Source organism: Micromonospora sp. NBC_00362 (assembly GCF_026342155.1).
Taxonomy (GTDB): Bacteria; Actinomycetota; Actinomycetes; order Mycobacteriales; family Micromonosporaceae; genus Micromonospora; species Micromonospora hortensis.
Genome location: NZ_JAPENH010000001.1, coordinates 1 through 22,502 on the forward strand (window position 1 = coordinate 1; position 22,502 = coordinate 22,502).

The 22,502-nt window shown below is 70.2% G+C and carries 16 protein-coding genes; 6 read left to right on the forward strand and 10 right to left on the reverse strand.

Annotation, left to right across the window (positions count from 1 at the left end):
- The 5 genes from OG992_RS00005 to OG992_RS00025 form a co-directional block, all read right to left on the reverse strand.
- Positions 1 to 600, reverse strand: a 600-nt coding sequence (locus OG992_RS00005; protein ID WP_266301870.1) for a hypothetical protein, incomplete at its 3' end; no start/stop codon positions are given.
- Positions 597 to 1,469, reverse strand: a complete 873-nt coding sequence (locus tag OG992_RS00010; protein WP_238684204.1) for an ATP-binding cassette domain-containing protein — start codon at positions 1,467 to 1,469, stop codon at positions 597 to 599. The genes OG992_RS00010 and OG992_RS00005, both read right to left, overlap by 4 nt.
- Positions 1,466 to 2,293, reverse strand: coding sequence for a hypothetical protein (locus OG992_RS00015; protein WP_238684203.1), 828 nt, complete (start codon positions 2,291 to 2,293; stop codon positions 1,466 to 1,468). The genes OG992_RS00010 and OG992_RS00015 overlap by 4 nt, the downstream gene beginning before the upstream one ends.
- Positions 2,290 to 2,832, reverse strand: coding sequence for an RNA polymerase sigma factor (locus OG992_RS00020; protein WP_238680895.1), 543 nt, complete (start codon positions 2,830 to 2,832; stop codon positions 2,290 to 2,292). The genes OG992_RS00015 and OG992_RS00020 overlap by 4 nt, the downstream gene beginning before the upstream one ends.
- A 172-nt stretch (positions 2,833 to 3,004) precedes the next feature.
- Entirely contained in the window at positions 3,005 to 4,345 is a 1,341-nt protein-coding gene (locus OG992_RS00025) for a glycosyl hydrolase family 18 protein (protein ID WP_266301871.1), read from the reverse strand.
- Positions 4,346 to 4,779: 434 nt separating this feature from the next.
- Here OG992_RS00025 and OG992_RS00030 point away from each other — a divergent pair, with 434 nt between their 5' ends.
- Positions 4,780 to 5,646 (forward strand): alpha/beta fold hydrolase, encoded by an 867-nt coding sequence (locus tag OG992_RS00030; RefSeq protein ID WP_266301872.1) that lies wholly within the window; start codon positions 4,780 to 4,782, stop codon positions 5,644 to 5,646.
- A gap of 80 nt (positions 5,647 to 5,726) precedes the next feature.
- On the opposite strand, the gene OG992_RS00035 is transcribed toward OG992_RS00030, so the two are convergent.
- Both OG992_RS00035 and OG992_RS00040 read right to left on the reverse strand, forming a co-directional pair.
- A complete protein-coding gene (locus tag OG992_RS00035) occupies positions 5,727 to 6,428 on the reverse strand; it encodes an alpha/beta fold hydrolase (RefSeq protein WP_266301873.1) in 702 nt (233 codons plus the stop codon).
- A gap of 166 nt (positions 6,429 to 6,594) precedes the next feature.
- Positions 6,595 to 7,428: an alpha/beta fold hydrolase gene (locus OG992_RS00040; RefSeq protein WP_266301874.1), complete on the reverse strand. Its 834-nt coding sequence runs from the start codon at positions 7,426 to 7,428 to the stop codon at positions 6,595 to 6,597.
- A 125-nt stretch (positions 7,429 to 7,553) separates the two neighbouring features.
- On the opposite strand from OG992_RS00040, the gene OG992_RS00045 reads away from it, so the two are divergent.
- The 3 genes from OG992_RS00045 (at position 7,554) to OG992_RS00055 (ending at position 12,422) form a co-directional block, all read left to right on the forward strand.
- Positions 7,554 to 10,511 carry a BTAD domain-containing putative transcriptional regulator gene (locus OG992_RS00045; protein ID WP_266301875.1) on the forward strand — a complete coding sequence of 986 codons (2,958 nt, stop codon included), beginning with the start codon at positions 7,554 to 7,556 and terminating at the stop codon, positions 10,509 to 10,511.
- A 92-nt stretch (positions 10,512 to 10,603) separates the two neighbouring features.
- A complete protein-coding gene (locus tag OG992_RS00050; RefSeq protein WP_266301876.1) occupies positions 10,604 to 11,116 on the forward strand; it encodes a LuxR family transcriptional regulator in 513 nt (170 codons plus the stop codon).
- Between the two features lie 34 nt (positions 11,117 to 11,150).
- A complete protein-coding gene (locus OG992_RS00055) occupies positions 11,151 to 12,422 on the forward strand; it encodes a CehA/McbA family metallohydrolase (protein WP_266301877.1) in 1,272 nt (423 codons plus the stop codon).
- Positions 12,423 to 12,527: 105 nt separating this feature from the next.
- Here the strand turns inward: OG992_RS00055 and OG992_RS00060 are convergent, their stop codons facing one another.
- Both OG992_RS00060 and OG992_RS00065 read right to left on the reverse strand, forming a co-directional pair.
- Complete coding sequence (locus OG992_RS00060) at positions 12,528 to 13,868, reverse strand: M1 family metallopeptidase (RefSeq protein WP_238684200.1); 1,341 nt, start codon at positions 13,866 to 13,868, stop codon at positions 12,528 to 12,530.
- Positions 13,865 to 17,782 (reverse strand): Pls/PosA family non-ribosomal peptide synthetase, encoded by a 3,918-nt coding sequence (locus OG992_RS00065; RefSeq protein WP_266301878.1) that lies wholly within the window; start codon positions 17,780 to 17,782, stop codon positions 13,865 to 13,867. The genes OG992_RS00060 and OG992_RS00065 overlap by 4 nt, the downstream gene beginning before the upstream one ends.
- A 394-nt stretch (positions 17,783 to 18,176) precedes the next feature.
- Between OG992_RS00065 and OG992_RS00070 the strand changes: the two genes are divergently transcribed.
- Together OG992_RS00070 and OG992_RS00075 are read left to right on the forward strand one after the other, a co-directional pair.
- Positions 18,177 to 19,523 (forward strand): PP2C family protein-serine/threonine phosphatase, encoded by a 1,347-nt coding sequence (locus OG992_RS00070; RefSeq protein ID WP_266301879.1) that lies wholly within the window; start codon positions 18,177 to 18,179, stop codon positions 19,521 to 19,523.
- 593 nt (positions 19,524 to 20,116) lie between these two features.
- Positions 20,117 to 21,202 (forward strand): branched-chain amino acid aminotransferase, encoded by a 1,086-nt coding sequence (locus OG992_RS00075; protein WP_266301880.1) that lies wholly within the window; start codon positions 20,117 to 20,119, stop codon positions 21,200 to 21,202.
- Positions 21,203 to 21,256: 54 nt separating this feature from the next.
- Here the strand turns inward: OG992_RS00075 and OG992_RS00080 are convergent, their stop codons facing one another.
- Positions 21,257 to 22,486 carry a CdaR family transcriptional regulator gene (locus OG992_RS00080; RefSeq protein ID WP_238684196.1) on the reverse strand — a complete coding sequence of 410 codons (1,230 nt, stop codon included), beginning with the start codon at positions 22,484 to 22,486 and terminating at the stop codon, positions 21,257 to 21,259.
- Positions 22,487 to 22,502 lie beyond the last annotated feature (16 nt).

Below are 22,502 nucleotides of genomic sequence, written 5' to 3' on the forward strand. Positions count from 1 at the left end.
GATCGCCGCGTACTCCAGCACGAGGACGAGCAGGGCGAGCAGGGGGGCGACCAGCACGGAGCGGATCAGCACCCCGGCGAGCACCCCGACGGCGCCGAGGAGCAGCGTCAGCGCCGACGGGGTCAGCAACGTGGCGACGTCGACCGACCCGGCAGCGCCCGGGAGCGCCGCGGAGACCCCGACCCGGACGCCGACGAGCACGAGGCTGAGGCCGGCCAGCGGCAGCAGTGCCAGCAGGAACCCGCCGACCCGCCAGGCCGGCGGCAGGACCAGCACGTCGTAGGACGCGTCGACGTGGTGTCGGTGCGCCCGTAGCGTGACGAGGTTCGCCACGATCAGCGCCGACCCGCCGAGGACCGGCAACGCGAGCAGCTGGATGGTGATCAGCTCGTCGGGGAGCACCGGATATCGGTTGGCCGAGCCGGACAACGAGCCCCACAGCCACGGGCCGAGGAACAGCAGCGCGGCCGCGATGGTGAGCGGGTGTCGCAACATCCGGACCGACTCGAACCGGGTGAGGGCGAGCATCGCTCGCCGACGCCCGTGCGTGGACGACGGCGTCGGACGGGCCGACGCGGCCACCGTCAGGGTCGCGGTCATCGCGTGCCGCCCGCGACCGCCGATGCCTCGGTGACGACGCCGACAAGCGTCAGGTAGCCGTCCTCGATCGACGGCTGCACCAGCGCGGCCCCGGGTGGTGGGTCGCCGACGTGGCGGTGCAGCCCCGTGCCCGTCCGCCACGACGCCAACGCCCCTGCCTGGCGCGCCGCGCTCGTCCACACCCGACCGGCGGCCAGCCCGGCCAGCTCCACCGGGGTGCCCTCGAACCGCACTCGGCCCCGGTCGAGGACGATCACCTCCTGGCACAGCGACATGACGTCCTCGGTCTGATGGGTGGACAGCAGCACCGTCTTGCGCTCGCCGAGGTCCGCGATCAGCTCCCGGAACCGCAGCCGCTGCTCCGGGTCGAGGCCGACCGTCGGCTCGTCGAGGATGACCAGGTCCGGGTCGCCGACCAGGGCGGCCGCCAGCGCGAGCCGTTGCCTCATGCCGCCGGACAGGGTCCGGATCCGGGATCGCCGTCGGTCGTCGAGGCCGACGGCGGAGAGCACCCGGGCGACCTCGGTGTGCCGCGTAGCCCGGTGGGTGAGCTCCTTGAGGATCGCGACGTAGTCGACGAACTCGAACGCGGTGAACGACGGGTGGAAGCCCGGGTCCTGCGGCAGGTAGCCCAGCAGCCGCCGGACCGCGAGCCGCCCTGGTGGTGTGCTCGGGTCGTGGCCGAAGACCCGCAGCGATCCGCCGTCGGCCGGCAGGGCGGTCGCCACGATCCGCAGCAGCGTCGTCTTGCCCGCGCCGTTCGGGCCGAGCAACCCGGTCACCCCGGTGCGCAACGTGAACGACACGTCCTCCAGCGCTGTGGTGCGCCCGTACCGCAGCGCCAGACCGGTTGCCTGAACGGCAGTCATGAAACCCTCCTCATGAAGTTGGGGACGTGGTAGCGGTCGTAGGTGCCGCGCTGACGGGACAGCGCCACCGCGGCGATCCCGCCAACGATCACGACGCCGACCTGCCCGGCCACTGTGAAGATGAGCCGGTCGCCGACGGTGACGGCGACCACCGCCGCCCAGCCGACGCCGACGACGACCGCGGCCGGCACCGCGCCGAGCCGAGGCGAGAGCAGCACCGACAGCACTGTCAGGGCGAGCGAGGGCAGGAACCAGCCGGTCGCGCGCAGCCCGTACTCGTAGATGAAGAGGCTGGCCACGGCGGACAGCGCGGTGGTCGCGGACAGGACAGCGAGGCACCGCAACAGCAGTAACCGGAACGAGCGGATCGGAGCGACCACAGTGATCTCGTCGGTGGGGTCGATGCCGGGCGCGAAGGACATCGCGACAGCGACCAGCGGCAACAGCGGGGCTACGGCGAGAAAGACGACCGGGTCGGTGAACACGGCGACCGTCGCCGTCAACGCGGCAGTGACCGCGATCGCCAGCAGCCACGACAGTCGCAGCGCCGGCGTCGCCGCGAGCAGCCGCGCGGTGTGGTCAGGCACGCCCACCGTGGTCATCAAGCGTTCGACAGGCCCCGGTCGCGGCGCGTCCAGGGTGGCGTCGAGGCGGGCCCAGCCGCCGTCGACCGCCCACCGGAGGTCGACTGTCGCGGCGGCGGCGAGGCGTTCGCGGCACTCACCGCACGCGACCAGGTGCGCTTCCGTGGACCACAGACCAGGGGCGGCGAGGGTACGGGTGGCGTAGGCCCGTAGGTCCTCGTCGAGTAGATGCCAGGTCATGTCAACTCCTCTCGCAGCTGCCGGCGGGCGCGCATCGCCCGGGTCTTGACGGTGCCGGCGGGGATGCCGAGCAGGACGGCGGCCTCGGCGGTGGAGAGGCCGTCGAGGACGGTGGCGCGGATGACGGCGCGTAGCTCCGGGGAGAGACGGGCGAGGGCGCCGCCGAGGTCGCCGTGCTCGAGACCGATGAGGACCTGCTCCTCGGCGGACGACTCGTCGCGGCCGCGCAGGCGGGCCAGAAGCCGGCCGAGCCGGTCGCGGGACGTGCGGCGACGCAGCGCGTCGATGAGCCGGCGCGACCCGATTCGCCACAGCCAGGCAGCGGCGTCGGTGTCGCGAGGGCGGAAGGAAGCCGCGGCGCCGGTCCACACGGCGAGGAACGTCTCCTGCACGACATCGTCGATGAGGGCGTCGTCGGCGCAGCGGTAGCACAGGCGCAGACGCAGCCACGGCGCGTGCCGGCGGTAGAACGCCTCGAACGCGTTCCGGTCGCCGCCTGCGATCAGGGCCAGGAGGCCGACGTCGTCCTGGACGGTCATGCCTACCTATCGCAGCGGCACCGAACTTTGGTTCGCAATGGTGGCACGACTTCTCGTTCCTGGTCGGCGCGCCGCACGACCGAGTGCGATTCCGGTGTGCCGACCATTCGAAGCGCCGGGCCTACCGCCCGCCGGAAAGACCGGCTGGCGGTAGGCCCGGCGCCGTCACCCGTCAGCGGCCCTGCAGGCGCTTCACGTTGTCGCCGAAGGTCCAGCCCTTCGACCCGTCCCAGTTCGCCGACCAGGTCATCAGGCCCTTGAGGCCGGGCACGGAGTTCCAGGCCTGCGTGACAAGCGACGTCGGCAGGTAGCCGCCGCCCGCCCCAATCTGCGCCGGCAGACCCGGGACCTGCTTGTCGTACGGCACCCGGATGGTGGTGCCCTGGATGGTGAGCCCGTTGTTCAGGCACTGCGTCTGCACGGTGAAGCCCTGCACGGTGCCCGCCGGGTACGAGTCGCCGGCGCAGCCGTACATGCTGCCGTTGTAGTACTGCATGTTCAGCCACCAGAGCCGGCCGTTGTCCACGTACTTCTTGATGATCGGCAGGTACGAGCCCCAGATCGAGCCGTAGACCACGCTGCCGCCGGTGACGTAGGCCGTCTCCGGTGCCATGGTCAGGCCGAAGTTCGACGGCATCCGGGCCAGCACGCCGTCGATGATCCGGATCAGGTTGGCCTGCGACGTGGACAGGGTGTTGATGTTGCCGCTGCCGGTCAGGCCGGTCTCGATGTCGATGTCGATGCCGTCGAAGTGGTAGGCCGTCAGGATCGGCACGATCGTCGCGATGAACCGGTCGGCGACGGCGGCGGAGCTCAGGTCGATGCCCGCTGCGGCTCCGCCGATCGACATCAGGATGGTGGCGCCGGCCGCTTTGGCCTGGCACATCTCGGCCGGGGTGGCCACCTTCACGCCGACGTCCATGCCGTTCTCCCAGAGGACGGTGCCGTCCGAGCGGATCACCGGGAACGCCGCGTTGATCACGTTGTAGCCGTGCTGGTTGAGCCGGCTGTCGGTGATCGGGATCCAGCCGAGGCCGGGGTGTACGCCGTTGGAGGCTCCGTCCCAGTTCTCCCAGTAGCCCTGCAACACCTTGCCGGTGGGCCGCGACTTCACCGCACAGGTCCCACCGGTCGGCGGCGGTGTGGTGGGGGGAGGTGTGGTTGGTGGTGGGGTGGTGGGCGGCGGGGTCGTCGGTGGTGGCGTGGTGGGCGGTGGCGTGGTTCCCGAGCACGCGCCGAGGTCACGCCACAGCGATGGGGTCGAGGCGGGGTTCCAGCCGGCGCCGGGGTGTGCGGTGTGGGTGACCAGCGCCTGGTAGAGCCGGCCGCCGTAGGTGACCTGGGTGCCCGCCTGGTAGGTGGGGCCTTCGGCCCAGGTGGGGGCGGTGCAGGCGACCATCGGGACGGCGTTGGCCGAGGGCATGGCCGCCATGCTGCTGGGGACGAAGGCGACGGCGGCCGTGACGGTCATCGCCGCCCCGGCTACCACTGCGAATATTCGACGGCTTCTCATGGCTCACTCCCCAGGCTTCGATGACCCGCGACCTCCACATATTGACGTTCATGAGACTTAATATCAAGGGTTGTTTACAGATACCGGGAAGTCGGGGGAGTGGCCGACCCTCGTGGCCACGAACCTGCGTGCGGCGACTCTTCGCGGGGGCCGGTCGTCGCGTCCGCTGGTCCGTTGAGCAGGCCCGTTTGACGGCGTGTCCTACTGCAAGGTGAAACTTGAGTTATTTTCCTCTTCTGTCCGAGATTCGCCCTCGGCGCGAATACGGTGAGGTCGGGCGATCAGGCACGTCATCGCGGCAGCGGAGCCTGCCGCCATCGGTACACGCGCTGCTCAGCGGCGCGGCCGGCCGGTTGCGGCTTGGACCGGGTCGCGTTGGCAACCGTGCACATCTGCCCGCGTTCCCAAACGACTGACCAACGAGGGGGAAGAACGTGCTCGGTATCTCGCTACGTCGGCCGAAGAGCATCGCCGCAACGCTCGCCGCCGCAACCCTGGTGACGGTGCTCGGCTCAGCCGCCCCAGGCGTGTCCGCGGACGGCGGTGGGCGACCAACGCCGGACGAGGGGCGTCGCACCAAACCGACAATCGTCCTGGTGCACGGCGCCTGGGCCGACGGCTCGAGCTGGAGTGGGGAGGTCAGCAGACTCCAGGCACGCGGCTTCGATGTCCAGGTCGCGCCACAACCCAACCGGGGGCCGTCGATCGACAGCGGCTACCTGAAGGACTTCCTGTCCACCATCGAAGGTCCCATCGTGGTCGCGGCCCACTCGTACGGCGGTTTCGTGGCGAGCGACGCCGCGACCGGCAACAAGAACGTCAAGGCACTCGTGTTCGTCGACGCCTTCGCCCCTGACAAGGGTGAGACCGTGGAGGAACTCACCGCCGGCTCCGGCTCGGTGCTCGAGCCGGCCTTGACCGACCCCACGAGCGTCTTCAAGCTCGTGCCGTTCCCTGGCGCCCCGGAAGGCGCTGTCGACGCGTACGTCCTGCCGAAGATATTCATCACCGGCTTCGCCAACGGCCTGCCCCGGCGGCAGGCGGAGGTGCTCGCCGTGTCCCAGAGCGCCCTGGCCACGAACGCCCTGGGTGAGCCGGCCACGGAGCCGGCGTGGAAGACGATCCCCGTATGGGCGGTGATCGGCACCGAGGACCGGGTCATCCCGCCGGCCCGTCAGGAGGAGATGATGAAGCGGGCGGGGGCCGACATCACCCGGATCGACGCCGGTCACCTCGGCCTGATCTCGCATCCCGGTGAGGTCACCGAGGTCATCCTGGAGGCGGCCCGGACGACCGCCTGACGGTCTCCTGACCCTCGGCGGCAACGGCGAAGAAGCCGGCCGTGGCATCGCGGTGAGCGATGCCACGGCCGGCTGTCGTGTCAGTCGGTCGCCTTGGCGGCCGCCTCGATCTGGTTGGTGACCGCTCCCGCGTCGGTGACCATGGACAGGTGGGGGGCGTTGATCTCGATGGCGTGCGCCTTGGCCCTCTTGGACATGGCGATCTGCTGAGCGGCGGGGATCACGGCGTCCTGCTTGCCGATCACCGACCACGAGGGAATGGTGTGCCAGGCCGGCTCGCCGGACTCCTCGACCAGGGCGTTGAAGGCCAGTGGACGCTGCCGGGCGGCCAGCACCGCCACGTCCTTGGCGGGAATGCTCTTGTCGGCGAACGCCTTGCCGAAGATCGACGGCTTCACGTAGAGGTTGACGTTGTGCGGGTCGTCACCGGGGATCGCCACCTGGTCGAAGACGGTGGACGCTTCGGCCGCGAAGACCGAGCCCGGCACGGCCGACGTCAGCGACAGCACCGTGTCGTGCTGCTCCGGGATGTACGCGTCGACGTACACCAGGGCCTTGACCTGCTTGTCGCCCAGAGCGGCGTTCGTGATGACCATGCCGCCGTACGAGTGCCCGACGAGGACGATCGGTCCGGTGATGGTGTCCAGGTACGCGCGCAGATTCGCGGCGTCGTTCTGCACGCCCGTCAGGAGGTTCGGCGGCGTGACTACCCGGTAGCCGTCGTGCTGAAGCTTGGCCGCCACCTTGTCCCAGCTCGACCCGTCCGCCCACGCCCCGTGCACGAGCACGACTGTCGGCTTGACCGCTGCGGGGCGCGAATGCAAAGCGTTACTCGTCGAGGCCTGCGCGGTGCCGATACCGGCACCTACCAGGGTGAGGGCACCGATGGCCACGCCTACGGAAATGAGGCGCCGCCGGAAGGACAATGTCACAGTGTTTCCTTTCACGTCACTTCGCAAAGAAGTCGAGCAGGGCGGCGTTGACCTGATCGCTGTGGGTCCAGGCAATGGCGTGCGGCCCGCCCTCGATGACGAGCAACCGCGAATCACCGACGAAGGCGGACACCCGCTGGCCGGTAACCCCGATGGGCAGGACCCGGTCCTGGTCGCCCTGAATCACGAGTACCGGCACGTCAATCTTGGACAGGTCGGCACGGAAGTCGGTGAGCCAGGTCGGGATACAGGCCACCGCGGCGACAGGAGATCCGGCCACTGCCACGTTCACACTTGCCTGGAACTCGTCGTCGCTGACCAGCGAGCCGCCGTAGACGTCGAAGTTGTAGAAGTTCTTTAGGAACTGCTCGAGCCACCCGTTGCGGTCCGCCCGCGCGGCCTGAATGAACCCATCGAACAACGACTGCGGTGCGCCGTCGGGGTTGTCGTCCGTCCGCAGGAGAAAAGGCGGGATCGGCGACATCAGCACGGCCTTCGCGACCCGCTCGGTGCCGTAACGACCCAGGTACCGGGCAACGTCGCCGGTTCCCATCGAGTGACCCACGAGAATGGCGTCGCGGACATCCAGCTTCGTGAGCAGCACGTTCACGTCGTCGGCGAACGTGTCGACGTCGTACCCACCGTCGGGCTGGCTGGAATTGCCCCAACCACGCCGGTCATACGTGATGACCCGGTAACCGGCTGCGAGCAGTGCGGAGACCTGCTTTTCCCAGGCCTGCCCGCTCAGCGGGTAGCCGTGGCTGAGCACCACAGGCGTACCGGCGCCGTGATCCTCGTAATAGATCTCGATCGGGTCGGCTCCCTCTGAGCCAACTGTGACATGGGGCATGCGCACTCCTTGGGCTTGCGTTCCGCGTTGGAACCATGCCGAAGGTACGGAGATGACACCCTTTCGCGAATCACCCGAACCACGTAGTCCCCGTTATTGGCGACCGACTCGACAGACAACGAGAAGTGGGCGATGCGGGGGACCCGGGGCAAACCGCAGGCTGGGCCGAAAAGCGAAGCCGCTGTCCTTCCATCCCTAGGATGTCAATCGTGACGACGCCCGACCGCAGGCTGCCGGACGGGCCGCCGTCCCACTGCGAGTTCAAGGTCTTCGGCGGTCTCGGCTGCCGGCGAGACGGCTCAGACGTCGATCTTGGCCCGGTCCGCCAGCGGATCATCCTGGCCAAGCTCCTCGCCGCCGGGGGTGACGCGGTCAGCCTCGACACCATCATCGACAGCCTGTGGGACGAACAACCGCCGCCCAGCGCCGCCAACCAGATCCACCGGCACGTCGGGAACCTCCGGCGGATCCTCGAACCGGACCTGGACGTCCGCGAAACCGGTCGGTACCTCCTACCGGCCGGTACGGGCTACCGGCTGACCCTCGCGACCGAGGCCTCCGACCTGGCCATGTACCGCGAGTTGGTCCGGCGGGCCCGCGAGGCGCTCGCCAGCGAGGACGTCATGCCCGGCGTCCGGGCGTACCTGACCGCTCTGGAGCTTGGCCGCAGCCCCGCGTTCACCGACCTTCCGGCCAGCGCGTTGAGGTCGCCGGAGTTCGTCGCCATCGAACGGGAGCGCGTCGCGGTGGCGCTCGCGGCCAGCGAGGCGGCGATCGCCCACGGCATGCCCGACGCCGTGTTGACCCCGCTGCTGAGCGTGGCCGCCGCGGTGCCGCTGGACGAGGCGTTACAGGCGTGCCTGATGCGCGCGTACGTGGCCACCGGTCACCGGGCGGAAGGGGTGCGGGTCTTCGAGCGGACCCGTCAACATCTCGCCGAGGAACTGGGGGTGGACCCGGGGCCGGAGCTGCGGGAGGCGTACCGGGAACTGCTCGCCAGCGGCTGGACCCTGCAGGAGGAACTGCGCCCGCCGGAGGCTCCCCGGCCCGCACAGCTGCCGCCACAGGTCGCGGGCTTCGTCCGCCGAAACGACGTTGCCACCGTGCTCGACGACCACCTGTCTGACGCCTTCAGCGATGCGACCATCGTGATCACCGTGCTCGGCGGCATGGGTGGCATCGGCAAGACCGCGCTCGCCGTGCACTGGGCCCACCAGATCGCCAGCGAGTTCCCCGATGGCCAGTTGTTCCTGAACCTGAGGGGCCTCGATCCGGACGGACGCGTCATGTCACCGGAGGAGGCGCTCGCCACGTTGCTCGCGTCACTGGGCGAGGCGGCGGTGTCGTCACCGCAGGAGACCGTCGACGCGCAGGCAGCTCGTTACCGCAGTCGCCTCTTCGGTCGTCGGCTGCTGATCCTCCTGGACAACGCGCGCGACTCCGATCAGGTCCGCCCGCTGCTGCCAGCCTCCCGGGGCTGTCTGGTTATCGTGACGAGCCGCAACCGGATGACGAGCCTGGTCACCCGGGAGGGTGCACGCTACCTGCAGGTCGACCGGCTGACCGGGGCCGAGTCCCGCCAGCTTCTGATCAACCGCCTCGGGGCCCGTCGCGCCACAGCGAACCCGGAGGCGTTGGAGAAGGTCATCACGCTCTGCGCCGGGCTGCCGCTCGCACTGGCGATCGTCGCGGCCCGGGTGGCCCTCAATCCGGCCCTGCCGTTGAGCGCGGCCGTCAGCGACGTCTCGGCGCCGTCCGCGAGACTCGACGCCCTGTCCAGCACGGACTCGACCGACGATGTCCGATCGGTGTTCTCGTGGTCGTACCAGGCCCTCGACCCAGCAACGGCGCAGGCGTTTCGTACCCTCGCCGTCCACCCAGGCCCACTGATCTCGCTGGAGTCGGCTGCCAGTGTCGCCGGGGTCGGCCACGCACAGGCGCGCGCGCTGCTCATGGAACTGGTAACAGCGAGTCTGCTCGATGAGTCGCAGGCCGGGCGGTATGTGTTGCACGACCTGTTGCGTGCCTACGCGGGTGAGCTTCTCGACGAGGATCAGGAACGACCGGAGTACGAGCGGCGTCTCATCACGCATTACCTGCACTCGGCCCGTGCCGCGTACGCGAGGCACCACCGGCAGCCAGTCGGCGCCGTCGGCGAACCGCCGTCAGAGGTGACGCCTGAATCGTTCGACAGCGTGCCACGGGCTGCCGCCTGGTACGCACGGGAACGGGCCGCGCTGTGGGCGACAATCGACCTGGCCCTCGCCCACGGCCTGGGGCGGGACGCGGCGGCCATGGTCCTCGCCGCCTCGGCGCCGGGCAGCAACTCCATACCCCCGGGCCGGACGCAGACCGTACTCGCGATCCTCGATCTGGTCAGCGTGCTCGGTGAGCCGCTGATGGAGGCCGAACTTCTCCGTACCGTCGGTGAGGCCTTCGCCCCGCTGCCGCAGGCCGACGAACATCTCCGTCGAGCCCTGTCCATCTTCGAAGGCGCTGGAGAGCTGGCCGGACAGGCCGACGTCCTGCGAAACCTCGCCGTGTTGTCGTTGTCGCGTGGCGACCACGATGCCGCCAACGCGTACGGCGAACGTTCGGTGGGTCTTGCCCGGCAGTCGGGGCACCAGGAACTGCTCGCCGTATCGCTGCTGACTCTCACCAGAGCGCTCCTGGGGTCCGATCGGTTCGAGACCGGCACACGGCTCGCGGACGAAGGCCTGGCCATTGCCGTGGCGCAGCACCTCGACCACCTGAAAATCTACTACGCACAGCTCATCGCCGAGTCCTCCTGGAAACTTGGCCGGCTCGAACGAGCGGTGAAGGTGTCCGAGTGGGGATTGACCGAAGGCGTCTGTGAGTCGGACGGTCCCCGCTGTGCCGTCGCGGCGATCCTCGCGCGGGCCGCCTTCGATCTGGGCGACCTGGTGCGCGCGGAACGGGGGTGCCAGCAGTTCGAGAACCTGATCGCCGACAACGGCTTCCGGGAACTGATCGAGTTCTCCGGCCTGGAGCAGGCCGAGACATACCGGACAATGGTCGCGTATGTCCGGGCCCGCTTGAGCTTGATGAGGGGCGCGTCGTGAGCGGATAGGGCGAGCACTCAGTCTGCACTCGTCGTGCACCGCGGTGCGATCGGATGGTCGTCGAGACCCCGAACCCTCGCCCGAGGAGCACCATGCGCTGCGTCGTAGCCGAGCCTGCCCGAGCCCTTCCCCGTGCGGTGTTGACCCCACGGCAGGAACAGATCGCCCTGCTGGTGGCGGCCGGCTCCACAAACGTCGAGGTCGCGACGAACCTGGTCATCAGCACCCACACCGTCAAACATCACCTGCGCGGAGTGTTCCACCGGCTGGGCGTCGCGTCGCGCCGCGAACTGCGCGGCAGGCTGGCCGGCCACGACACGACCAACCACTTTGCCCAGAGCTGCTGCCTGACCGACCAGGAGCGGGACATCGCGCGGCGGGTCTCGAACGGCGCCTCCAACCGCGAGGTGGCGGCACAACTGTTCCTCAGCCCGAGCACTGTGGACTATCACCTACGCAAGATCTTCCGCAAGCTCGGCATCACCTCGCGCAGAGAGCTGGCGAGACGGGACGCACGAGCCGCGTCCGACCTGGTCCGGCGACCAACCCTCACCCAGCAACACGACGCGTACCGCAGTGTTCGCCTGACCGACGACTCGGCTTGACGTCTCGGCCAGATCCATCTACATCCATATAGCCATGACCGCACATCACCCACACCACTGCCACCACGACAACGGATCCGACGACGACGTGCCGTACGGCCAGGTGGAGATTCCCGCGGGCCTCGGCCGACGGGCGCTCCTGGCCGGTGCCGGCGGAACGTTGATGCTGGCCGCGCTGCCGACCGCCGCCAGGGCGACCAACACGACGATGGCCGGCGCCCCGACCGCTGCGGTCGGCGCCGGCCGGTCGTCCCTGATCACCCAGGGCACCACGCTGGTCCACGCCGACATGCACAACCACACGGTCATGTCGGACGGCGACGGCAGCGCCGAGGCCGCGTTCGCCTCGATGCGCGAGGCCGGCCTGGACGTCGCCGCGCTGACCGATCACGCCACCCTCTTCGCCATCGACGGGCTCAGCTCGTCCGAGTGGCGGACCACCGGTGACCTGGCCAACGCGGCCAACGACCCCGGTCAGTTCACAGCGATCCGCGGATTCGAGTGGTCGCATCCGTTGCAGGGCCACATCAACGTCTGGAACACCTCCGACTTCGCCGACCTGTTGCGGGCCGGCAGCCCCGGCAGCCTGTACAACTGGCTCGCCGGCCGGCCCGGGGGTCTGGCGAGCTTCAACCACCCCGGTCGGGAGGCGGGCCGGTTCAACAACTTCTCCCTCAACGCCTCGGTCCGCGATCAGCTCGTGGGGCTGGAGATGTTCAACCGGACCGACGACTTCCTGTTCGAGGGCTGGTCGTCGGGCGTGGCGTCGCCGCTGGTGGCCTGCCTGAACGCCGGTTGGCGGCCCGCTCTGACCGGTGTCACCGACGAGCACGGCACCACGTGGGGCTTCCACGAGGGCAAGGGCCGCAGCGGCCTGTGGGTCGCCGAGAACACCCGCGCGGCGGTGTTCGAGGCGATGGCCTCCCGCCGTTCCTTCGCCACCCGCGTCTCGGGGCTACGGGTGGACGCCACCGCCAACGGCGTACGCATGGGCGGGGTGCTGAACGTGACCTCCGGCGACGTCCGGTTCCTGCTGGACCTGGACCGCGGCTCGGCCTGGGACGGCAAGCCCCTGCGGATCCAGGTCCTCCGCCCCGGCACCTCGGCGCCGACCGTCGTCGACGTCATCGACACCGTCAACGGCCAGGTCACCGACTTCACAGTGCCGCTCAACGTCGCCGACGGCGACTGGGTGGTGCTCCGGATCTCCGACCCGTCAGTGCCCAACGGCACCCCCGGCCCAGCCGGCCACCCGTGTAACGACTTCGGCGTGGCCTACACCAGCCCCTGGTGGCTCCGGCAGTGACCGTCGAGGTGCCGGTCCCGGCCCAGCCGGCCAGCCGCGGGCGGCTGCGTCGGTCGTTGCGGGACCGGCATCCGGTTTCGCGAGGCGGCCGCGTCTCGGCCCCGGTCAGCGGGGTGGCGGGGGCAGCGTCGGGCTGTCGAGCCAGGCAGCGAACAAATCATCCAGTGGCTCGCGGGCAAAGCGCTGGGCGTGCAGCCGGAACTGCTCGGTCGTCACCGTCGCGTGCTGGTGCTCGGCGACCCAGGCTCGCAGCAACGCGAAGAACGAGTCGTCACCGACCCTCTTCCGCAGGGCGTGCACCGCGAGCGCGCCACGCTTGTAGACCAGCGGGTCGAACATCCGGTCGACGCCGGGATCCGCGACGACGACCTCGCGCGGACGATCCGCGACCCACGCGTACCACTGTGCGGCAAGGGCGTCAGTGGGCAGGCCGCCGCAGACGCCCGACCACAACCACTCGGCGTACGTGGCGAAGCCCTCGTTGAGCCAGATGTGCCGCCAGTCCGCCACCGTCAGGCTGTTGCCGAACCACTGGTGGGCCAGTTCATGGACGACAAGCCGTTCGTGTGTGCGCCGCCCGTCGACGTGGTTCCGGCCGAAGACGGCCATGCCCTGCGCTTCGACGGGATCGTCGAGGTCGTCGTCGGCGACCACGACCACGTACTCGCGGAACGGGTACGGTCCGAAGAGCCGCTGCAGCGCCGACATGATCTCGCCGTGCCGACCGAAGTCGTGGGCGACGTTCCTGCGCAGCGCGGGCGGGATCGCGGCGCGTTGCACCACCGCACCGACGGTCAGGTCCACCACCTCGTAGCGTCCGATCTGCACGCTCATCAGGTACGGCGAGGTGGGCTCGCGTCGCTCGTACAGCCAGGTCGTGCTGCCCGCGCCCCGGCGCTGGAGCACCGGATCGCCAGTCACCAGCACTGTGTACGGGGAGGAGGTCGTGACCGCCACCCGGAAGGTGGCCTTGGCGCCCGGCTGGTCGTCACACGGAAACCAGGACGGCGATCCGTTCGGCTGGCTGGCCACGAGCGCCCCGTCGGTGAGTTCCTCCCACCCGAGTTCGCCCCAACGGCCGGAGATGGGCACCGGCTTTCCCGCGTACCGGACCTCCACCCGGAAAGTGTCCCCGGCACCGATCGGCCGCTCGGGTTTGATCTGCAGTTTGTCCGGCCGGTGCAGGTACTTCGCCGGTCGCCCGTCCACCCGGACGTCCTGGACGCGGAGCCGACCGAGATCGAAAGTGAACCGCGACAACGACTGCACGGCCACCGCGGTGATGTCCGCCCGCCCGCCGAGGCGGTTCGACACGACCCGGTAGTCGAGGTCGAGGTCGTAGTGCAGCACCCGGTAGCCGCCGTTGCCGTGCTCGGGCAGGTAGGAGTCGCCGGAGTGGCTGGCGCCGGACGTTGCGCCGCTCGACGCCGACGCCTTCGGACTCATGCCGACCGTGCCGCTGGCGCCGGCCAGGTGGTGATCGGATTCCCCAACCACCGGCTGTCGCACGGCACGGCGTCACCGCGGGTCACCAGCGAACCGGGCCCGACGGTGGTCCGCGCGCCGATGCTCGCGCCCGGCAGAACGATGCCGTGTGGGCCCAGCGCGGCTCCCGCGCCCAGCGTCACCTCGTCCATGCTCATCACACGATCATGGAACAGGTGGGTCTGCACCACACAACCGCGGTTCACCGTCGCGCCGTCGCCGAGGCGCACCAGGTCGTACTCGGGCAGCCAGTAGGTCTCCAGCCACACACCCCGGCCGATCTTCGCGCCGAGCGTGCGCAGCCACGCCGCGAGCAGTGGCGTGCCGGTCGCGAAGCGCACCAACCACGGCGCGGCGAGGACCTCGACGAACGTGTCGGCAAGCTCGTTGCGCCACACGAAGGAGGTCCACAGCGCGCGCTCGGCCACCCGGAAACGCCCGACCAGCAGCCACTTCGCGGCCGTTGCGATGGCGGCGGCGACGAGCGCCGCACCCAGCAGCACCGGCCCGGCCCCGAGCGCGGCCGCCCACCACCCGACAGCGCGCCACACGAGCGCGAGTACGGCCAGGACGCCGACCGCCAGGGCACCGGCGCACATCACCGGAACGATCCGGCACAACTCGATCGCCGCCCGGGCAAGCTTCAACCGGACCGGCGGGTCGACGGTGCGGCTGGTGTCGGCTGCCTCCACGGTCCGGCGCAGCGGCATCGGCGGTGCGCCGAGCCACGACGAGCCCTTCTTCGCCTTGAACGGCGCCGACGACAACACGCCGACAAGTCCACGCTTGGGCACCGAACGCCCTGGCGCCGCCATTCCTGAATTGCCGAGGAACGCCTGCTTACCGATGCGGGCCGGGGCAACCCGCAGCCACCCGTGGCTCAGCTCGTAGGTCGCGACCATTGTGTCGTCGGCCAGGAAGGCCCCGTCAGCCACAGTGGTCATCGCCGGCAGCGCGAGCACTGTGGATGCCTCCACTCCGCGTCCCACCTTCGCGCCCAGCAGCCGCAACCACACCGGTGTGAAGAGGCTGGCGTAGAGCGGAAACAGTCCGACCCGGGCCATCCCCATCAGCCGCTCGGTCGTCCAGACCTGCCACGCCACCCGCCCCTGCACCCGGTGATAGCCGGCGCGCAGACCGACGCTGAGCGCCCGGACCGCTCCGAGCACCAGCAGCGCGTAGCCCACCACGTAGGCGACGGTCGCCACCGCGACGGCACCCAGCATGGCGCCGACCGTCGGTCGGACGGCGAGCGTCCAGCCGAGCAGGGCGAGCGCCGGCAGGGCCGCCACGACCGGAACCAGCCCCAGCACCTGGGCGGTCATCCCATACGCGAGCGGCCAGAGGCGTGCGCCCATCCGCGATCGAGGGGGACGCCGGCCGGGCCACCCGTTCGAATCCTTCTTGCCAGCGGCGGCGGCCGGTGAGCCGGCCCAATGGTGGTTCGGCGGTACGGCGCCGGCCACCGTCGAGCCCGCAGCGACCCGGGCACCCTTGCCGACCCGAGCGCCCGGCATCAGGGTGCTGCGGGACCCGACCCGGGCGTCGGCCCCGACGCGAACCCTGCCGATGCGGACGACATCGCCGTCGACCCAGTGGCCGGACAGATCGACCTCCGGCTCGATCGCCGCGCCTCGGCCGAGCTTCAGCAGGCCGGTCACCGGCGGCGCGGAGTGCAGGTCGACGTCGGCCCCGATCTGCGCGCCAAGGGCCCGGGCGTAAGTGATCATCCAGGATGCTCCGGCGACGCTGGTGGCGCCGCTCAGCTCGGCGAGGCGTTCGGCGGCCCACAGCCGCAGGTGCACACCGCCGCCGCGCGGGTAGCTGCCGGGGCGGACCCCACGAAGTAGCAGTCGCGCTCCCGCGGCGGCCAGGGTTATCCGACCCGGCGGACTGAACAGCACAAGCCAGCCCAGGGCCACCCACCACCAGGAAACGACCGGTGCCCAAGGTGCCGGAGCGAACAGGGCGAGGACGTTGCCGAGGGCGGCCAGAACGGTCAACCAGCGAAGCCCGACCAGCGCGAGCATCGGCACCATCATCGCGGCCTGGATCAGCCCGGCGCGCCTCGGCACCGGCCGGACCTCACGGCGCGTCACCGCCGAACTGTCGAGCGCGTCGAGCACGGCCGCGAGCCGCGACAATTTCGGGTGGAGGTAGATGTCGGCCACCGAGACGCGCGGGTGCCGGTGCCGGATCCACGCCACCAGTTGCGCCGCGTTCAGGCTGCCGCCGCCACAGGTGAAGAAGTCCGCGTCCGCCTCGGTGGGGCGTACGCCCAGGATCTCCGCCCAACCGCCGGCGAGCCATTCCTGCGTCGCGGTCAGCTCAGCCACCGTGGCGCCCGCGGTGGCCAGCGGCCACGGCAGCGCGGCCCGATCAACCTTGCCTGATGTCCGGGTCGGCAGCGCATCCACCACGGCCAGCAGCGGCACGAGCGCGGCCGGCAGTTGCTCACGGATCCGCAGCGCCGCCGCCGCGGCATCGAATGCGGCGCCGTCGTGCGGAACCACGTACCCCACCAGCAGTTGATTGCCCGCGGCGGTGCGCTGCACCGCCGCAGCCGCACCGGCGACGGTGGGCAGCGCCTGCAGTGCGGCGTCTATCTCACCCAACTCGATCCGACGTCCGCCGAGTTTCACCTGCTCGTCACCGCGACCGACGAACAGGAGCCCTTCTGGCTCCGCCCGGACGATGTCCCCACTGCGGTACGCCCGCTGCCAGCCGAGCGCGGGCAGCGTCGCGAACTTCTCGGCGTCCTTGGCCTCGTCCAGGTAGCGGGCGAGTCCCACCCCACCGATGACCAGCTCACCGGTCTCACCCATCTCGACCGGAACACCGAAGCCGTCGACCACGGCGAGCTCCCAGCCGGCCAGTGGCAGCCCGATGCGTACCGGTTCCTCGCCGGTCAACCGCGCGGCGCAGGCGACCACCGTCGCCTCGGTCGGTCCATAGGTGTTCCAGACCTCGCGACCCTCGACGGCCAGGCGCTGCGCCAGCTCCGGTGGGCAGGCCTCCCCACCGAAGATCAGCAGCCGGACCTCCTCCAGCGCGTCGACCGGCCACAGCGCAGCGAGCGTCGGCACCGTGGACACCACCGAGATGCGCTGCTCGGCCAACCACGGACCGAGGTCAACGCCACTACGGACGAGTGACCGCGCGGCCGGCACCAGACACCCGCCGTGCCGCCACGCCAGCCACATCTCCTCGCAGGACGCGTCGAATGCCACCGACAGCCCGGCCAGGACCCGATCCTGTGGGCCGATCGGCTCACTGGCCTCGTCGGTGAGGAACAACTGCGCCTCGGCGTCCACGAAAGCCGCCGCCGCGCCGTGGCTGACCGCCACACCCTTCGGGGTGCCCGTCGAACCGGAGGTGAAGATGATCCAGGCGTCGTGGTCCGGGCCGGGCCGGCCGCATCGACCCGCGGGGGTACGGCGCAGCGACACCGCCAGCCCGTCACCGAGGACCGCCACGACCCCCGCCTCGGCGAACACGAGCTCGGCGCGTTCCTCGGGATCGTCCGCGTCGACCGGCACGTAGGCCGCGCCCGCCGCGAGAACGCCGAGGATAGCCAGGTACAGCTCTGCCGTACCGGAGGAGATCCGGACGCCAACCCGATCGCCGACACCGATTCCGTACCCGGCGAGCGACCTCCGTAAGGCCTCGACCTCATCGGCCAGGTCGCGGTACGTCAGCGCCGTAGCACCGTTGTCGAGAGCAAGAGCCTCAGGATGCGCGCGCACGGAGTCGTCGAGAATGTCGACCAGCGTGCGGCGGGGCGGGGCCGTGGAGGATCGGAACACCGCCGGGATCACCGGTGCGGCAGCTGTCGGCGGTAGCGCGACCACCTGTGGATCACTCGTTACGGGCACCGGGCGTTCACCATCTTCAGCTCGCGGATCAGCGTCAACCAGGCGTGCGGCAGGCGGACCCGCCCCGGGCAGCCCTCAACGCTACGTCGCACCGGCCGAATTTGACGGCGAAGCATCGGCTTCGTGTCCACCACCACACGATTCGTTCCGAGAACACCGAACAGTGCCTGACACGGCCCACGGCCTGAGCCGCCGGTACGGGTCAGGCAACTTCCGGCGACACCGGTGACAGATCGCTCAGCGGCAGAGCCGATCGGCCGCTACCACCAGTGGCGGCGGTGTGGTCACAATGACCCCATGCCGGAAGCTGATCATGCTGACACCGGCAGCGCCGCGACCGCCCGCTGCCCGCACCGTTGGTCACGCAGCTCGCAGTGGTGAATCAGGCGGGCCGGTGACCCGGTCGACGCAGGACCACCCCCGTGTCCTCGACCCGGCCCGCATCTCCGCGGTGTACCGCACCCGGCTGCTGGACACCGGGCCGGAAGTGGCGTTCGACCGGCTGACAGGTCTGGCGGCGACCCTGCTGGGCACCCCATTCGCGTTCGTGACATTGGTCGACGAGACCCGATCATTCTGGAAGAGCTGCATCGGCGTCAGCAGCACCCACCTCGCCGACCGGCAGAACAGCGTGCAGCAGTCGTTCTGCCGATACGTCATCGAGGCCGACGCCGAACTCATCGTCGACGACGCCCGCGTGGATCCGCGGACCGCTGACAACCCTTCCATCGAGCTGATGGGAGTCGCCGCGTGGGCGGGCTTCCCGGTGCGCTCCCCGGACGGTCACGTGCTGGGCACCTTCTGCGCCGTCGACACCTCGACACGGCACTGGACCCCCCACGACATCGAAGTCCTCAAGACTCTCGCGCTGGCGGCAGCCGGCGAGATCGCACTGCGAGAAGCCGTCGAGGACGCCGAGACGGCGACCATCCACGCTCAGGCCGCGACGACCCGGGCCAACGAGGCGACCGCTGACGCACGCGCCGCCGCCGACCAGGCGCAACAACTGGCCGACACGCTGCAGGAAAGCCTGCTGCCCCCACACCTGCCACAGGTGCCCGGCGTCGAGATCGCCGTCCGCTACCGGCGCGGCGCCGGCGGCACCGCCGAAGTCCTCGGCGACTTCTACGACGTCTTCCCATCGGCGCGCGACACCTGGGCCGTCGTCGTGGGCGACGTGTGCGGCAAGGGTCCGCAAGCGGCCAAGACCACCGCACTGGCCCGCTACACCCTGCGCGCGACAGCGGGCCGCTTCATCACCCCGAGCCGCAACCTCGCCACCCTCAACACCACACTGCGTGCCTGGCAGACCAACGATCCTCGTTTCCTCACCGCCGCCTATGCCGCCCTGGGCCTGCACCCCAAGGGCGTCAGCGCCCAGATCAGCTGCGCCGGACACGAGCCCGCCCTGATCCGCCGCGCTGACGGCCGGGTGGAGTCCTTCGGCCATCACGGCGTGGCCATCGGCCTCATCGACCACCCCGTCCTACGGGACAAGCGCACCGTGTTACGCCCCGGCGACAGCCTCATCCTCTACACCGACGGGGTCACCGAAGGCCGCCGCGCCGACAGCAGTGAACTGTTCGGCATCGAGCGACTACACCACGTCCTCGCTGGCAACGGCGCCACCTCCGCCGGTCGGCTCGTCGACGCGATCGACAACGCCGTCACCACCTTCACCGCCGGTCACGTTCACGACGACACCGTCATCCTCGTCATCCACCTACCCGCCAGCGGATAGCGATCCAGCAGATCGCGTCCGCCTCCTCCCGAAAACCCATGCCGCCCATGCTGGCTCCCGCGACACTGCCTCGACGCCAGGTTGGCCGTCCATCACAGGGTCGAGAGTGGCCGCCCACGGCAAGAACGCCATCCTCCCGTCGTACGGCTTCCCTCACCGCCTGAAAGGGCGCGCGGGTCGAGCTCGCACGGTTTCGTCGGCCGGCACCGGGTAGGTCACCCGTGTAGACCGAACCGACGAAGGGACTAGGGCCCCGGCCGCGGATATGCAGCAGGTAGATCGCCGCTCGGGCCGTTGCCAGGGTGATCCGGCGGGTGTCCTCGGTCAAGCAGTCGGGCAAGGACGCCCGCGTCCAACCATTCGCCGTGCGACGACCGCGGCGCAGAATTTCGTGACCTCGGCGGCGGCCTCGTGGTCGAGTTGGACGCCGGTGCGATGCGCGATCTCGACGAAGTGGGGCGGCGGCTCGGCGGTCTACGGCCGGCGACAATACGGTCGGTATTCTGCACCTGTCATCCGACAACCTTCCCCCCTGCGTGTTCGTTCTCGGTGACCTGAGCGCCCAGGGATGCGGCCATTGAGAGGACCCGGCGATGAGCCTGCCGTTCCCGTTGCACCAGAATCCGAGCCCGGCGAGCGCGCAGCGGCGAGCCGAGATCATGGCGAATCCGGGGTTCGGCAGGCACTTCACCGACCACATGGCACGGGCGGTGTGGAGGCCGGACGGCGGCTGGCAGGACTCCGAGATCGTCCCCTTCGGTCCGATCCTCATGCACCCGGCGGCTGCCGTACTGCACTACGCCCAGGAGATCTTCGAGGGGATGAAGGCGTACCGGCACCGTGACGGCTCGATCTGGTCGTTCCGGCCGCAGGCCAACGGCGAGCGCTTCGCCCGGTCCGCCCGGCGGCTGGCACTGCCCGAACTGCCGGTGCCGGACTTCATGGCCTCGGTCGAGGGCCTGGTCCGTGCCGATCAGGTGTGGGTGCCGGACGAGGACGAATACAGCGTCTATCTGCGGCCGTTCATGTTCGCCTCCGAGCCGTTCCTGGGGGTTCGCCCGGCGAAGGAGATCACCTACATGGTGATCGCGTGCCCGGTCGGCGCGTACTTCTCCGGTGGCGTCAAGCCGGTCTCCATCTGGCTCTCCACCGAGTACACCCGGGCGGCGCGGGGCGGCACGGGCGAGGCGAAGTGCGGCGGCAACTACGCCTCCAGCCTGGCGCCGATGGTCGAGGCCGCCGAGCACGGCTGTGAGCAGGTCTGTTTCCTGGACGCCGCCGAGGGCCGCTACGTGGAGGAGCTCGGCGGCATGAACGTCTACTTCATCACGGCCGACGGCCGGATCATCACCCCGGAACTCGGCACGATCCTCGAGGGCGTCACCCGGGGATCGATCCTCATCCTGGCCAAGGACCTGGGCCTGGAGGTCGAGGAGCGCCCGGTGGAGATCAGGGAATGGAAGGAGGGGGTGGCCTCCGGCGCGATCACCGAGGTCTTCGCGTGTGGCACCGGCGCGGTGGTCACGCCGGTCGGGCGCCTGGTCTGGGACGGCGGCGAGGTGACGGCCCCGAAGGCCGGCGCCGAGGACTCGGTGACCATGCGGCTGCGCCGCCATCTGCTCGACATCCAGTACGGCCGGGCCGCCGACCCGTACGGCTGGATGACCCGCCTCGTCTGACGAGGAACGCCCGGGACCGGCTGTCCGCGGTGGCACCACGGGCGGGCGGCCGCCTTACGGCGTGCGGTAGTGACCGGTGAGCCGACCGAGCTTCATGGCCAGGTGCAGGCACAGCCGTTCGTTGCCGTCCTTGAGATCGGTCCCGGCGAGCTGCTCCACCCGTTGCAGCCGGTAGTAGAGGGTCGTCCGGTGCAGTCGGAGCTTCTCGGCGGTCGCGTGCGCGTTGCCCGCCAGGTCAAGGTAGGCCTCCAGGGTCTCCAGCAGCACCTGGTGGGCATCGTCGCGCAGCAGCCGCTCCAACCCGGGATGAACACCCGCGACGTCGAGCTGCTGGCTGTCCAGTTGAGACAACACCCGGTAGATGCCCAGGCCGGCCCAGGAGACCACCCCGCCCAACGCGGGCAGTTGCACACCGACCCGGGCGGCCTGCGCAGCCTCCTGGTAGGACTCCACAGCGCTGGACAGCCCTGCGCGAGGTTGGCCGATCCCGGTGACCGTCCGGCCCACCGAGGCCAGGCCCCGGGTCGCGGTGCCCAACGCGTCGTTGAGGTGCCCGGCGGAGGCTTCCGCCGAGGGGCGGCCGGCGACCCGGTCGCCGCAGACCAGCAGCACCCCGTGGTCGTGCCAGACCAGGTGCAGCGTCTCCCGCACGCCGATCCATCGGCGGGTGGCGACCAGGGCCTGTTCCAATGCGATCCGGGCCACCTCGTCGGGCTGCCGCCCGGGAGCCGGCACGAGCTGGGCGACGAGCGCGACTGTCGACCCGTCGGCGATGACCACCCCCTCCTCCACCAGCGCCCGCGCCGCGTGCTCGCGCGCCTGCCGGCTCTCCACCAGCAGGGTGCGGGTGGCCTCGGTCTCGCGCTGTGAGGCGAGCTCACCGAGCAGGTTCTCCCGGTACAGGGCCAACGACAGGTCGGTGAAGGGGCCGGTCGCGGTGGCGATGTCGGCGTCGGTCATCGAACCGTCCGCGTCGATGAACCAGACGAACCCGAGCAGCAGGTCGTCGTGCCGGATCGGCACGCACACCCTCGCCAGCAGGTCCAGCTCGGCGCACGCGGGGGTGCGGACCGGCGCGTGCGCCGTGAGCACGCCCTTGTCCCGGAACCAGGCGATCACCTCCGGCGTCGTCTGCCGGCGCAGGATCGACGTCCGGCGGACGTCGTCCATCGGGCCGTCGTGCTCGCTGTAGGCGACCACCCGCTGCCGCCGGTCCTCGATGAGGGCGGGTCGCCCCACCCGGGCGGCGACGGCGTCGACGATTCGCTGGAGCTCACCGTGCATGTAACTCCCCAGGTTG

Excerpts from the sequence above, each read along its gene's own strand:
- OG992_RS00040 (WP_266301874.1), bottom strand. The coding sequence starts at position 7,428 with ATGCCCCATGTCACAGTTGGCTCAGAGGGAGCCGACCCGATCGAGATC.
- OG992_RS00060 (WP_238684200.1), bottom strand. The coding sequence starts at position 13,868 with ATGAGTCCGAAGGCGTCGGCGTCGAGCGGCGCAACGTCCGGCGCCAGC.
- OG992_RS00050 (WP_266301876.1), top strand. The coding sequence starts at position 10,604 with ATGCGCTGCGTCGTAGCCGAGCCTGCCCGAGCCCTTCCCCGTGCGGTG.
- OG992_RS00020 (WP_238680895.1), bottom strand. The coding sequence starts at position 2,832 with ATGACCGTCCAGGACGACGTCGGCCTCCTGGCCCTGATCGCAGGCGGC.
- OG992_RS00010 (WP_238684204.1), bottom strand. The coding sequence starts at position 1,469 with ATGACTGCCGTTCAGGCAACCGGTCTGGCGCTGCGGTACGGGCGCACC.
- OG992_RS00055 (WP_266301877.1), top strand. The coding sequence starts at position 11,151 with ATGACCGCACATCACCCACACCACTGCCACCACGACAACGGATCCGAC.
- OG992_RS00075 (WP_266301880.1), top strand. The coding sequence starts at position 20,117 with ATGAGCCTGCCGTTCCCGTTGCACCAGAATCCGAGCCCGGCGAGCGCG.
- OG992_RS00015 (WP_238684203.1), bottom strand. The coding sequence starts at position 2,293 with ATGACCTGGCATCTACTCGACGAGGACCTACGGGCCTACGCCACCCGT.
- OG992_RS00080 (WP_238684196.1), bottom strand. The coding sequence starts at position 22,486 with ATGCACGGTGAGCTCCAGCGAATCGTCGACGCCGTCGCCGCCCGGGTG.
- OG992_RS00025 (WP_266301871.1), bottom strand. The coding sequence starts at position 4,345 with ATGAGAAGCCGTCGAATATTCGCAGTGGTAGCCGGGGCGGCGATGACC.